The sequence below is a fragment of the Pseudocolwellia agarivorans genome (assembly GCF_002000085.1).
Lineage (GTDB): Bacteria > Pseudomonadota > Gammaproteobacteria > Enterobacterales > Alteromonadaceae > Pseudocolwellia > Pseudocolwellia agarivorans.
Map to the genome: position 1 here is coordinate 152291 of NZ_MUZU01000001.1, position 13708 is coordinate 165998.

Below are 13708 nucleotides of genomic sequence, written 5' to 3' on the forward strand. Positions count from 1 at the left end.
GCTCTACCTAAGCAGAGCTTTCCTAACATCAATATATTAACAATTGATTATTGAAATAAGTTCTCGAAAGATAAACCTGATTTCATTACAGGTAGAATAGCCTCTAGTGTTTCAGCAGGTAATGCGTTTTCTGCTTCATCTAAAATAGTTACCGCGGTTTCTTTTTCTATATCCGTAAATATAAATTTATATTTACCATCAGCTATATCAAGTACAGGTTTATCATCCCCCCAAATACTATCCCAAAAGCCTGGTTCAGGTTTGGCATAAGTTACATAATAAATATGCTTACTTTCATTCAAATCAGTTACTTCAAAACCATTATCACTAAAGAATGTAGGAACACTTGTCCATAATGAATCTAATTCCATATCAACAATAAACGCAGGTTCATCTTGTTTATTTTTACCTATAGTAACAATCGTTTTATTCGCTTTAGATTGTAATAGCTCATGTTTATAAATACGGTATTGATAATCAACTTCACCAATTAACGTATTTAACATTGCCATTTCAGCACGATGCTGATCAATACGATTAATTTCAGTAATCGTTCCGTTAGCATCTTTTTTAGAGTAATCAATTAAATCAACTTTAATAGCAACACTTCTACCATGAGGCTTAGTATCTAACGTGTATTTAAAACGCATACTTTCGGTTTCTACCACTTCTTTTAAAAACCAAAATCCATCTTCTCTTTCAGTGGTATACCAATCAGATTCAAATACAAGATTATCAGAGCCTATTGGAGTTAACGCAACATTGTCAGTCGCTAGTTGAGACTTAACCGCGCTTCGAATAAAGTCTAATAAGTCTTTATCATCAATAACTTGATCAAACCAAACTTGGGCTTCGCCTTCATTACCTTCAATTCTTGATGCGGCTGCAATAGGAATAACTAAAGCAGGCGCTCTAATATCCATTTGCTCACCAACGGGTGCATTTGAATTAGCAACTTCAGGTATATAAAAATCTGGGTGTTGTTTAGGTTTAATTAGCCCTTCAGGAATCGTTAAAGGTTTGGCTTCATCTCTATTAGCGTAATCAAAATCTCCATGAGCTTGTTTATTGCTCACACTACTACACGCTGTTGTTATAGATAAACTTAATAGCGAAATATAAAATAATTTACGATTCATTAAAACTCCTGCGGATACCATCTGAATCTCATGTGCAATAATTAATATTACAATGGATGTTAACCGAATAAAATATACGTTGCTTAGATAAGTTTACTTAAAATTACCTATTAAAAACTAACAACTTGGATAACAAATATAGGATTAAGTTCAAACAAAACTGAACATTTCATTACAACATAGGTTTGAACTAATGCGTCATGGTACTTGCCTCATTTTACAAACACAAGAAACCACGGTAATAAATTTTAAATATTATCTGTAAGTCGCTCTATTAGTGTACTAATGAATGTTATATGAGATACAATACCACCTCTGAACAAAATGAATAAATCACATAATTTAAAAGGTTATTTCACACAATGTCTCAATATTTAGTGCTAAACGCTATGGGCTCAGATCGTACGGGCAGCGTTAGCGAAATAATAAAGCTAGCGAGCAAATGTGGCTGCAACATCATTGACAGCAGAATGGCTATTTTTGGTGAAGAATTCACCCTGATAATGCTTTTAGAAGGAAGCGCGAAAGCCATTAACTTAATTGAATCTAAGTTTCCAATTATCTCTCATAAACTTGAGTTAATTACCATGATGAAGCGTACTTCTGGTTATAAACCGCTTGATTTTACTCATCATTATGAGGTGCAATATGCGGGTATAGATCAACCAGGTATACTTAAATCGGTTACCGCGTTCTTTACAGCAAGAAAAATAGATATATCCTCTTTAAAATCAGTTATTGACCCTAAAGACAGTACCACAAGCGCAACCATTTTAATTGCCTTAACAGAAGATACTAGTATTGATGTTCTAGAAGGCGACTTTATTGAATTATGTGCACAAATAGGCGTTCAAGGCTGTATTAAACCCGCTAATTCAAATCTCTTATAATTTAATCATTTACTTTTAACCGCACATACTAAGGTTCTCTCATGAAAACAATTACCGTAGGTGAAAAAGCTCCCCTTTTTACATTACTTGATGAAAACGAAAAAGAAGTATCCCTCGCTTCTTACATTGGTAAAAAACAAGTATTAGTTTATTTTTATCCAAAAGCAATGACCCCCGGATGTACCGTGCAAGCTCAAGGTTTACGCGATAGCAAAGAACAACTTGATGCTTTAAATACCGTGGTATTTGGTATTAGCCCTGACGAACCTAAACGTTTAGCTAAATTTTGTGTGCGTGATGAATTAAATTTTACATTGTTATCGGATCCAGAACACAAAGTAGCCGACGACTTTGGGGTGTGGGGCTTGAAAAAATTCATGGGAAAAGAATACGACGGCATTCATCGTTTAAGCTTTTTAATAGGCTTAGACGGCAACATCAGCCATGTATTTAATAAATTTAAAACTAAAACACATCATGAAGTAGTACTTAGTTATTTAGAGAATCAATAACACTACAGAAAAATACCCAAACCACTAAAGTAGTTTGGGTATATACCCGTAACCATTCAAGATACAGGTTTCAGTGGGAACTAAAAACAATTTAGGCAAGGCATTAAGTTTCAGTAATGGTTATTCCCTGACTAAAGTTAATAACGTAGCATAAATTGTTTTTAGACCCATCGAAGAAGCGCTTGAGCAAAATCACTTCTGCGTTAATGCTTTTTATAAGGGAACGACCATTATTACAAAGCATTGCCTTGAATTGATATCGCTCAAGCGCTCTGAAATAGCCTCTTGATTGGTAACGGGTATATATCTACTATCCGAGTTACCCTCTTGGTAACCAAATACTCATATCTTGCTCTTCACGGTTTGCCCAAGCAAAATAAGGAATAAAGCGAGCTTCCACTTTTTTATCTGAATCAGGTGTTAATTTGAAGTATAAATCATCACCCTGTGGACGAACGTTCAGTTCAGCTTTAAGCCCAACCATTTGATATGGGAGATCTGAAATTTCAATTTCTTCAAATTGAGTATCAATTGATAAAGCTAAATCATCAATTTTGTATCCTTCAGCAATATCAGTACCTTCAACACAGTACACAACTGGGCCACGCTTAACAGCTGTCATACCATTAGCTTGTTCTAGTAATGGGTTTGCTGCGTATAGTTCAGCTTTCATTGGTAACACTATGTTAAGTGTTTGGCCTTTAGATACCTTAACTGTATGCATGCCCGGCTCAACCGCTACACCATTACATGTTGCCGTTTTACACCAATATGGAATTCGGTAAGTTAGATCCATACCAGCTTCTGGTGCATTAACCACTTCAATCGAAATATCTTTATCCCAAGGATAGTTAGTTTTTACATCAAGTTGTACTGATTCACCATTTTCAAGCGTAGTATTTAATTCACTACCTACGAATAAATTAACTACAACACCCGTTTTAGAAAGTGAATAAGCAAACTTAGGAATACTTGTAAATGTACGAAGTAATTGCGGTGGACAGCACCAGCAATCGAACGTAAAGAATCGCTCATTTGGTACGTGTGAATATTGTCCAAAGCTTGGTTCAATATGATTACACTTACGATGTGCTAATGGGTTTGCATAAAAATAACGAGTCATATCTAAGTTAGAACCAGAAATACCTGCATTGAATAAAATAGTTTCCATCCAATCGCCGTATTTAGCATCTTGCGTTAACTGGAACATACGTTTAGCCCACATTGCCACAGCAATATTTGCACAAGTTTCATTATAAGCAACACGATGAGGAAGATCATACTCTGAAGCAAATGACTCATAGATTGGGTCGCCACGATCAGATACACCTACGTATTGTGGACCTACAGCACCTGTAATATAAACACGACGTTTTACAAAATCAGCCCAAATACGTTCAATTGCATCTAATAATGTTTTGTCACCATTGTGCGAGTAAACGTCAGCAGCACCAGCATATAAATATGCGCCAGTTACTGCATGGCCTACCGGTTGTGTATCGTCACGTAATGGAATTTTATTTTGGTTACAGTCGCCACCAATTTCTGGATTTACACCGCGCATAGTAATGAATATGTCAGCTAGCTCAAGGTAACGTTTTTCATCGGTAATACGGTAAAGTTCAACCAAGCCCATAATTTGGCTTGGGTTAAAACCAAAATGTGCTAACTCAAATGGGCGTGAAGAGAATGTTACCCATAGGTATTCTGCACATTTAATAGCAACGTCAAATAAACGTTTATCATTAGTAACTTCGTAATGAATACAAGCCGTGGTAAATAAGTGCCCCATGTTATAAAGTTCATGGTTTTCAGTATCAGTCCAACGACCTTCATCAGTTAGTAAAGTTTGTGTACCTATGTATCCATCTTCTTCTTGTGACGCTTCAATCCAAGGAATGTATTTATTAATAACATCAAGAATACGCTCATCTTTAGTTACAGCGTATTGGTTAACACAACCTTCTAAAAACTTATAACAGTCACCATCAGACCATGGGTTTAAGAAAAACTTACCTTCTACTTCCCCTGCTGCAATACCAAAGTTTAATAAGCGGGCTGCATTTTCTTCATGCAATAATGCGCTTTCTAGGTTGTAGATAATGTCCATATAGTTTTCGACGCGATTCGCCCAAAAACCGGAGGTTAATTTACCATCACCTGTATTAATATTTGTTAACATTCGTTTTCCTTACTATCGATAATTTGAATATAAATGTTGTCGTTATAAGTATTTTTTTATTAACTTTTCAATATAAATAATAACTAACGTCTTGATGCAAAATATAATGAACAGGTAATTAAAAGAGCAATTTAATCGCTTTGTTTACACATACGTTAGGTCAGCCAAAGCTTCACTTCCGCTGACTGATTTAATATTCACATCAAAAAATAAAAATCCTAACAACTTAAACATCATATTAATAGATAGCTAGTATGTTTGTACATACATATCCTACTTATTTTTAATCTAAAATTATAAAGTCATGAAGCGATTGAAATTTATTTTCATTGTAATTCAAGCGACTAATTTTAATGAAAACTGAGAATAATAGGGAAAAGTCTTATATTTCAAAATATTAGCTAATTCATTAAGCTACGCTCAGTCTACGCATTGATTTTTAGAGAATAGTGATGAAAAATTTATTGACGTAATTGAAGTGCTTTTATCGAATGATTTTAAGAGTGATAGGAAGTCTTCTAGTTTTCATACCTGATAAAAAATTAAGGTATTCCAGACAAGTACGTTTTGAGTAAAGTCTATTGAGCTTTTGAAGTATTTATTGCCCTCAGAAAGTTCAATAGACCCTAGTATTAAATAAATGAATTGACCTTTTTAAGGAATAAAAAATCATCAATTCATTATTAGTTACACCGTTAACTTCAACTTAAAGTAAAAAGTGAGTTAACAATAAATAGGTTTAATACGTTCTATTAAGGTTAAATCAGTTTGATTAATAGCCCCTTTTTGTAACCACGAAATAAAGCTAGCTTGTAAATCAACGGTGTTGCCTGAAACCATCTGTTCTTGCATAAGTTTTACTTGAACTTTCATACGCTCAGCTTTGTATGTTTCTGGTGATTCTTGCCCGGCAAAAATCTCAAGCATTAAGGTATCTTCAAGTCGATCAACCTGTTCAGACTTTTGCATAACATCAATTAAACGTTTTTTCCAAGCAGGTGATATTTGATTAAAAGACTCTGTTGCTTGGATCTCTTCAGCATTAGCGTCTTCTTGTGCCATGCTCTCAAGCACAGTAAAAATAGCATGCCATGTTTGTTTTTCTTTATTATTCTTAATTTGATTCGTTTTATCATTAATTGCTGATATAAACGCTTCAGTTTTATGTACAAACTTTTTATTAACCGGTTTAAGACTGAGTGCTTGCGATAATATAGCTTGCGCATCTGATTGAGCCATGCTTAATTCGTTAATACTTTCATAGCTTTTAGTCGCAGTTTGTAGATCGTCTAATTGCGTATTAAGTTGGTCAAGCAATGTTTGATGCTGCGCTTTATTAGTTTCTTGTACTTCGTCACGCTTTTTAAACAAAGCATCGTTTACTGCTCTAAATTCTTTCCACAATTTATTTTCATGTTTAACACCACTATAACCAATGTGTTTCCACTGGTTTTGCAGATCTTTAACGGTGTTGATTGCAGCAAAAATATCGTCGTTTTCTGACGCTTTAACGGCGTTTTCAATTAACGATTTTTTTAATACAGCATTATCATCATGATAAGCACGTAAACGCTTTTTAATGGGTTGTACTAGTTCATTGTATTGCGCTTGAATTTCTTTATATTTACCACGTTCTACTTCGCCAGCAGCTTGCCATTGTTGTTGAAACTTATTGAGTTGTACATCAACATTTTTCCAATCAACGGGTTCTTGTTCACATGTTTGTACAAAGGTTGTGATTTCGTTTAATACGGCTAATCGAGCTGATAAGTGCAGCTCTCTTATTTTTTCTTGTTCTTTATAGTATAAACGGCATGGTGCAAATGCTTGTTCGCAGTACTCGTTAAATTCAGTATTAAGTTGTCGCTCAATATCATCATCAGCATGCCCTAAAGAATTCCATTTAGTTCTATATTCTTTTACTTTAGCTGCTTGGTCGTTTGGATTATCAAGTGGAGTATTAACAAGCGCTTGTATTTCTTCTAAAAGCTCTTGTTTACGTGGTGTAGCAATATAATGTTCCCAATCGCTTAACTCAGCCATTTTCTCGCTAACCGTGTCAAAGTCTTTTTGAATTCTACTTTTTTGCTTTTCAGATAATTGCTCAAACGATTTTTCAATGCGCTTAAAAATACCAAATGCAATATTATATTTACCACCTGAAATAAAACGTTTTAATTCGTTGATTTTCTTTTGAACTTGGCTAAATTGTTTTTTCTGTTCTGCGATAAAAGGCGCTAGTCCGGCATTCCACGCTAACGTTATTTCTTTTTGGGCATTAGTAATAGATTCAGGTAAAACGCCAGACGCTTGCTTCTCAACAATTTTCCATTGGCTTAACCAGTCATTATAAATAGGCTGACGTTCATTAAACTCTTCATTACTGCTAGGTAAAGCTAGTTGAGATATTTTAGCGATAAGTTGAGTGGCATCCGTTACTGATTTCGCAATATTAGGTATTTGTTTCAATTTATCTTGTTGTTGTTTTAATACGTTTAAAAAGTGTTTTTTGTCAGCGCTACTTAAAACAGATTCATTCAGTTGTTGAGTAATACGAGTAAACGTTAGCTCAAATAATGTTTCGTCAACTTCAGCATCTTCAAAAATAGACGTGGTTAATGATTGGTTGATTTGAGTGATTTCTTTCTCAAAAAACACTTTAGCGGCTTGTTGTTCTTCAGCTAATTTATCAGCAATAAGCTTTTGTTGATAAGCTTCAGCTTTTGGTGCAAATATTTTATCTAGCTGTGTTTCAATAGTGGCGTGCTTAGTTATAAACACGTCTTTTTCTTGCTCAGTTAAACAATCAAATTCGCTTGATAGACTTTGCCATTCGGCCAGTAATTCTTCTTTTTTACTTAACATAACCCCGTAATCAGCTACGTCAGTTAATGCTAAAAATTTAGATAAATTTAATTGTGTTTTTTTACTAAGAGCTCTAGGTAGTTCTAATAGACGATCTATTTCAGCTATTTTATTATTAATTTCTGCGGTAATTTCATCGTTGCAAGCTTTTTTAGCGAGTTTTTCAAGTTGCGATTTATCAGTGACTTTTTCTAATAAATAACGTTGAATAGCAAGTTTTGGCTTTTGAGTAAAAACAGACGTTAACAGTTGTGGCTTGTTAATTTTCTCATATAAAGCGATAACTAATTTATCATTTGTTTCTGTGGTTAACCATGCTTCCAATCCAGCTAAACTTTTTACGGTTTGAATATACTTTAACTTGCTTTCGTCTGATAACGTTATTTGATGATTACCCGAAAGTATTTGAGTAACTTGCTTTTGTGCGTATTCTTTTACTCTTTTATTGCTGTTGTTATCACTTTCATTTAGCCAAAGGTCGAAATCAGCTAACTTAATTAATGCGGTGCGCCTAACTAGCTCGTTTTCATCTTGCTGAGCTAAATTGATGAGAATATTTTTATCTTCAGGGTTAGCTATATTTAAATCGTTTATAGCAGTTATACGTACGTTACTGTCTTTGTGTTGCCATTTTGCTTTAAAAAACTTCGAAAAAATCATATATCAGAAAACCTAGCAATATTATTTTGGTCGGAAAACGCTTCTTTAAGTTCACGTTTAGTTTTTGTTACTATTTCACCGTTAGCACCGATTGTTAACATTTCATCAGAGTTTAAGTGTTTAGCTTGATAGGCCATTACTATTTGTAATGACGAATCTCGTTGAGCTTGATCTACTTTGGTACCTTCTGGCCACTTCCCCGTTTCTGCTGCATGCTTTAATCGTAAATACATGCTTTCATCCATATTTTCAACAAGCTGTACAATATTCATAATTTTACTCTGCTAGATATTATTAGTTAACGCTATTTGCTACGTTTTAAAAGAAGAAGTCTTACGCGAGTTACAAGATAAAGAATAAAGCCAAGTACAGTACTTGCTATAGACCCTATATATTCAATGGTACCCGGTTGTGCATCCTTTAGATAAAAGAATAAAAAACCACCACAAAACAACAACATTGCAATAAAAGAATGTGTCATTAAGTTTTGTTGCTGCTTAATCGCATTGGTTTGTTTTATAAGGGCTAATTTAGCTTGGTCGATACCGGCTATTTCAATACTACAATGAGTACAGGTTTTTGCTTTATCTGATATCTTTTTTTTACAACTAGGACAATTAATAACGGCCATAATAATCTCACACAATAAATACCCGTGTATTCTACAAAAAAAAACGCCCTAGTGGGCGTTTTATTTAAAGATTTCGAGTTATTTTATCGATTATTTTTTTAATCTATCTTCCCAAAATTTAGCATTTTTAATCCCTAGCTTTATTGGATCAAATGTATATTTTTCAACACCTGCCTTTTTTTGTTTCTCATAATCTTTTAATGCTTTAATTGCCGGCTTCGCAATAAAAAACATAACGATAATCCCAATAATATTTAACCAGGCCATGAGCCCTACACCTACATCGCCCATACCCCATGCTACATCAGCGGCTTTTATGGTTCCGTAAAAGGTTGCTGACATAATAAGTACTTTTAACATAAAAGTTAAACCTGGGATTTTTAAGGTGCGTTCAATGTAAACTACATTGTTTTCAGCAATAAAATAATAAGCCAGTAAGGTCGTAAACGCGAAGAAGAATAAGGCTAAAGCAATAAATGGTTTCCCTATTCCTTTAAACATACTTTCTACCGCAATTTGAGTAAATGCGGGACTATTTGCGGCAATATCGCCAGCAATATTTTGCACAATAAAGCTTGATTGACCTTCAAGTTGAACGTTATACGATTGTGTAATAAGGATCATAAAGGCGGTTGCAGAACAAACAAAAAGCGTATCTACGTAAACAGAAAAAGATTGTACTAAACCTTGTTGTGCCGGATGCTGAACTTCAGCTGCTGCTGCGGCATGAGGCCCAGTACCTTGCCCTGCTTCATTTGAATAAACACCACGTTTGACACCCCAACCAATAGCAGCCCCCACTCCAGCCATAGGCGAGAAAGCATCGTTAATAATGAGCATAAAAACACTAGGTAATCTATCGATATGTAGGGCAATAATAATACAGGCGATAATAATGTAGGCAAAAGCCATAAAAGGAACGACGACTTGGGTAAAGTTGGCAATACGCTTAATACCACCAAAAATAATAAAACCAAGCAATATGACAATAATCGTTGCCGTCATCAGTTTAGTAAATGCTATATCACCAAAAAACGTGCTTAACATGTCTCCTTTACCAAAAACCATCACAGCAGCTTCACCAAGACTATTTGACTGCACCGTTGGTAGCAAGGCTCCACAAGCTAAAATGGTTGATAAAGCAAATAACCAAGCGTACCATTTTTGCCCTGTTGCTTTTTCAATATAATAAGCCGGACCACCACGATAAACGCCGTTAACTTCTTCTTTGTAAATTTGAGCATTGGCTGATTCGATATAGGCGGTAGAAGCACCAAAAAAGGCAACAACCCACATCCAAAAAACCGCACCAGGACCACCAAAACCAATGGCGGCAGCAACCCCTGCAATATTACCTGTTCCTACTCGGCCAGATAATGAAACAGCTAATGCTTGAAACGATGAAATACCTTTTTTCGAACTTTTACCTGTAACGAGTAAACGCCACATTTCTTTAATTTGTCGAACTTGTACAAAACGTGTAACTATGGAGAAAAAAACACCTGCGCCTAAACATAAATAAATTAACGCGGGGCTCCAAATAAAACTATTAAGTGTATTCACTAATTCTTGCACTGAGTTCTCCTACTCTTTTATCATTATTATTTTAAGTTAACCGCGTTATGTTTTTACAATTTATACATCGCTAATAACGTGATGAATCGCCGTTAAAAAATCACGACCAAATAAACTACTGCGTTCATCAGACCAACCAACGCTGTAATCAGGCAGTAGTTCATTGTCTTTAAAAGGCATTTCAACAGTATAGGCTAAACATTTAAATTGTTCTCCTACCCAATTTGAACAAACCGTTAAATTAGCTTCGCCAGGCGCATCTTTGGAATAACCTATATCGTCTTGAAATTCAGGCGTAATGGCCAACAATATTTGCTTAAATTTATCTTCTAGATTTTTCAAGCGTTCATCGTAAGACGGAATGCCTTCAGAACCTGAAACAAAATTAAACGGTAGGGCTTCATCTCCATGTATATCTAAATGAAGGTCTACACCTGTTTCTAACATTCTTTCGCGAACTAAGTACACTTCAGGACAATTTTCTAAAGAAGGGTTTTGCCATTCTCTATTTAAGTTAACGCCTGCAGCATTGGTTCTTAAATGCCCTCTTACGCTTCCATCAGGATTCATATTAGGCACAAGATAAAATACCGCTTTATTTAACAAAGAGCGAGCAACTCCATCGTCTTCATCAAGCAATCTATCGATAAAACCTTCCATAAACCACTCAGCCATCGTTTCACCTGGGTGTTGTCTGGCTGTGATCCATACTTTTTTCTTCTCATCACTCGGTTCACCAACAACGAGTAGTGACATGTCGCGACCATCTAATGTTTGCCCTAATACATCTAGTTGACAATCAATGTCTAATTGCGCGGTATGAATAAGATCTTGATGACGTTCGTAACTATAAGGACAAAAATAAGCAAAATACACGGAATCAAATTCAGGTGTTAACGTGATCGTTAATTGCTCTCCATCATAAGTGGTAGGTACTCTAAACCATTCTTGACGATCATAAGACGCAACCGCTTGATAACCTTCCCAACCTTTAACATAGGCTGACTGGCTTGCATTGATGATATGAAGAATATGTTCACAACGATCGGTGTTGTGTAACTTAAAATGGAACCACTGAAAAAACTCTGACTGATTATCTTTTTTGATTTCTAATTGAATATTTGACGGGTTTGATGCTTGAACAACGTGAATATTTCCGCTGTCGAAATTTGATGTGATTTGCATAACATATAAGCTTTTGAAATCTATAAAGCATAAGTGTACACAATCATATCTCAGATCAAAAGACTTAGACTCTGTTGAAATTAAAAAAGATAACAGCGGCGCTATTGAATGGAGAGTAAGAAAAGTAAAAGTTCAAATAGCCTACAAGGTGCGTAGATACATACCTACTTTTGAAGAATACCCCAGTGATTTTTCTACCACTTTATTTTCCTTATCAATAACGTAGTAACTAGGATAAGCACTAATGCTAAATTGATGTTTAATCGCTTCATTTCCTAATGCGATTGGAAATGTTAATTCGTGCTGATTGGCAAAATCTCTGACTTCTTTTACATCAACATAATCTAAAGCAACAGCAATAACATTTATGTTTTCATTTTCTAAATAAAACTCTTCTAGGTTTTCAATACTTAAATGGCATATTTGACACCAAGGGGCAAAAAAATAAATAACAGTTTCTTTATCATTTGAAAGTAACTGAATTTTTTCATTCATTAATGTAGTTAACACGCTAGACTCTGGCGATAGCTGTGTTTCAGTAGACAACATAGATGTTGCTCTAAACCACGAAATAACATTAAAAATAATAACAAAAATTGCAACTTGTATAGCAAGGCTACGGATCACGCTAGCACTCCTTTAAAACGATATACCGGATAAGACCCTCGATTTGGCAATATTATTCTTTAATTTTTTAAATATCTCTTACCCCCCCATTAAAACAAAAAATCCGATGATAAACATCGGATTTTTAAGGAATTAAAATACAGGTTAAATTACCCTATGCTTTTTAAACCTTTCATGTAAGGTTGAAGTACTTCTGGAATAGCAACACTACCATCTGCTTGTTGGTAGTTTTCTAATACGGCCACTAACGTACGACCAACAGCTAAACCTGAGCCATTTAAGGTATGAACAAGTTCTGGTTTCTTAGAGTCTGCACTTCTGTAACGTGCTTGCATACGACGCGCTTGGAAGTCCCCCATGTTTGAACATGATGAAATTTCACGGTACGTATTTTGCGCTGGTAACCATACTTCAATATCAAAGGTTTTAGTTGCACTAAAACCAATATCGCCCGTACACAACACAACAGTACGGTATGGTAAACCTAGTTTTTCAAGAATGGCTTCTGCATGACCTGTCAGTTTTTCTAATGCTTCAAAAGAATCTTCTGGCTTAACGATTTGAACCATTTCAACTTTATCGAATTGATGCTGACGAATAAGCCCTCGAATGTCTCTTCCGTATGAACCGGCTTCACTTCTAAAACATGGGGTATGTGCGCACATTTTAATAGGTAAATCTGCCTCTTCAACAATTTCATCTCTAACTAAGTTAGTTAACGGAACTTCAGCTGTTGGAATAAGCGAAAACGTTTTGTTATTTAGCTCTGTATGAAACAAGTCTTCACCAAACTTAGGTAATTGACCTGTGCCAAAAAGTGAATCATGGTTAACTAAATAAGGCACGTACATTTCTTCGTAGCCATGCTCTTCACTGTGTGTATCTAACATAAACTGGGCTAACGCACGGTGTAATTTAGCTATTTGTCCGCGCATTACCGCAAAACGTGTTCCTGCTAGTTTAGCACCACTTTCAAAATCTAAACCTTTATCCATTGCGCCAGCAACATCAACATGGTCTTTAACTTCAAAATCAAATTCACGCGGAGTACCCCAACGTTTAATTTCAACGTTATCATCTTCAGATTTACCTTGCGGTACTGATTCATGAATTAGGTTCGGTACTGCTGCTACAATGTCATTAATTTTTTGCAGGATTATATTTTGTTCTTCTTTAGCGGCTTCAAGTTCATCACCTAATTGGCTTACTTCAGCTAATAAAGGCTGAATGTCTTCACCCCGCGCTTTCGCTTGTCCAATCGATTTTGAACGAGTATTACGTTGGTTTTGTAAATCTTGAGTTTTAACTTGTATTTCTTTACGTGTTGCTTCAAGGTTCGACAAAGTTACTGTATCTAACTGATAACCACGTAAAGCTAATAATTCAGCTGTTTTTTCAATATCTGTTCTAAATAATTTTGGATCTAGCATGAGGAGTCACGT

Annotated in this window: 11 protein-coding genes; 2 read left to right on the plus strand and 9 right to left on the minus strand. The window is 35.2% G+C overall.

What is annotated here, in order from left to right; translation table 11 throughout:
• Window positions 1–47 precede the first annotated feature (47 nt).
• Complete coding sequence (gene bamC, locus B0X80_RS00600; RefSeq protein ID WP_076418753.1) at window positions 48–1139, minus strand: outer membrane protein assembly factor BamC; 1092 nt, start codon at window positions 1137–1139, stop codon at window positions 48–50.
• A gap of 362 nt (window positions 1140–1501) precedes the next feature.
• Between bamC and B0X80_RS00605 the strand changes: the two genes are divergently transcribed.
• Window positions 1502–2029 carry a glycine cleavage system transcriptional repressor gene (locus tag B0X80_RS00605; RefSeq protein WP_076418754.1) on the plus strand — a complete coding sequence of 176 codons (528 nt, stop codon included), beginning with the start codon at window positions 1502–1504 and terminating at the stop codon, window positions 2027–2029.
• Window positions 2030–2070: 41 nt separating this feature from the next.
• Window positions 2071–2541 (plus strand): thioredoxin-dependent thiol peroxidase, encoded by a 471-nt coding sequence (gene bcp / locus B0X80_RS00610; protein ID WP_076418755.1) that lies wholly within the window; start codon window positions 2071–2073, stop codon window positions 2539–2541.
• A gap of 319 nt (window positions 2542–2860) precedes the next feature.
• Here the strand turns inward: bcp and B0X80_RS00615 are convergent, their stop codons facing one another.
• The 8 genes from B0X80_RS00615 to serS form a co-directional block, all read right to left on the minus strand.
• The gene (locus B0X80_RS00615) at window positions 2861–4723 is read right to left on the minus strand and encodes a glycoside hydrolase family 127 protein (protein WP_077337920.1); all 1863 of its coding nucleotides are present in this window, start codon (window positions 4721–4723) and stop codon (window positions 2861–2863) included.
• 723 nt (window positions 4724–5446) lie between these two features.
• The gene (locus B0X80_RS00620; protein ID WP_077337921.1) at window positions 5447–8248 is read right to left on the minus strand and encodes a DUF349 domain-containing protein; all 2802 of its coding nucleotides are present in this window, start codon (window positions 8246–8248) and stop codon (window positions 5447–5449) included.
• Window positions 8245–8520 (minus strand): YeaC family protein, encoded by a 276-nt coding sequence (locus B0X80_RS00625; RefSeq protein WP_076418758.1) that lies wholly within the window; start codon window positions 8518–8520, stop codon window positions 8245–8247. Before B0X80_RS00625 ends, B0X80_RS00620 begins: the two co-directional genes overlap by 4 nt.
• Window positions 8521–8552: 32 nt before the next feature.
• Window positions 8553–8879 carry a hypothetical protein gene (locus tag B0X80_RS00630; protein ID WP_077337922.1) on the minus strand — a complete coding sequence of 109 codons (327 nt, stop codon included), beginning with the start codon at window positions 8877–8879 and terminating at the stop codon, window positions 8553–8555.
• Window positions 8880–8969: 90 nt separating this feature from the next.
• Window positions 8970–10454: an alanine/glycine:cation symporter family protein gene (locus B0X80_RS00635; protein WP_077337923.1), complete on the minus strand. Its 1485-nt coding sequence runs from the start codon at window positions 10452–10454 to the stop codon at window positions 8970–8972.
• Between the two features lie 60 nt (window positions 10455–10514).
• The gene (locus B0X80_RS00640) at window positions 10515–11639 is read right to left on the minus strand and encodes a M14 family metallopeptidase (protein WP_077337924.1); all 1125 of its coding nucleotides are present in this window, start codon (window positions 11637–11639) and stop codon (window positions 10515–10517) included.
• Between the two features lie 141 nt (window positions 11640–11780).
• Window positions 11781–12266 carry a TlpA family protein disulfide reductase gene (locus B0X80_RS00645; protein ID WP_089024819.1) on the minus strand — a complete coding sequence of 162 codons (486 nt, stop codon included), beginning with the start codon at window positions 12264–12266 and terminating at the stop codon, window positions 11781–11783.
• Window positions 12267–12415: 149 nt separating this feature from the next.
• A complete protein-coding gene (gene serS / locus B0X80_RS00650) occupies window positions 12416–13696 on the minus strand; it encodes a serine--tRNA ligase (protein ID WP_077337925.1) in 1281 nt (426 codons plus the stop codon).
• Between the last annotated feature and the right edge of the window lie 12 nt (window positions 13697–13708).

Coding starts and splice junctions, on each gene's coding strand:
- B0X80_RS00605 (WP_076418754.1), top strand. CDS start 1,502: ATGTCTCAATATTTAGTGCTAAACGCTATGGGCTCAGATCGTACGGGC.
- bcp (WP_076418755.1), top strand. CDS start 2,071: ATGAAAACAATTACCGTAGGTGAAAAAGCTCCCCTTTTTACATTACTT.
- B0X80_RS00630 (WP_077337922.1), bottom strand. CDS start 8,879: ATGGCCGTTATTAATTGTCCTAGTTGTAAAAAAAAGATATCAGATAAA.
- serS (WP_077337925.1), bottom strand. CDS start 13,696: ATGCTAGATCCAAAATTATTTAGAACAGATATTGAAAAAACAGCTGAA.
- B0X80_RS00640 (WP_077337924.1), bottom strand. CDS start 11,639: ATGCAAATCACATCAAATTTCGACAGCGGAAATATTCACGTTGTTCAA.
- bamC (WP_076418753.1), bottom strand. CDS start 1,139: ATGAATCGTAAATTATTTTATATTTCGCTATTAAGTTTATCTATAACA.
- B0X80_RS00625 (WP_076418758.1), bottom strand. CDS start 8,520: ATGAATATTGTACAGCTTGTTGAAAATATGGATGAAAGCATGTATTTA.
- B0X80_RS00615 (WP_077337920.1), bottom strand. CDS start 4,723: ATGTTAACAAATATTAATACAGGTGATGGTAAATTAACCTCCGGTTTT.
- B0X80_RS00620 (WP_077337921.1), bottom strand. CDS start 8,248: ATGATTTTTTCGAAGTTTTTTAAAGCAAAATGGCAACACAAAGACAGT.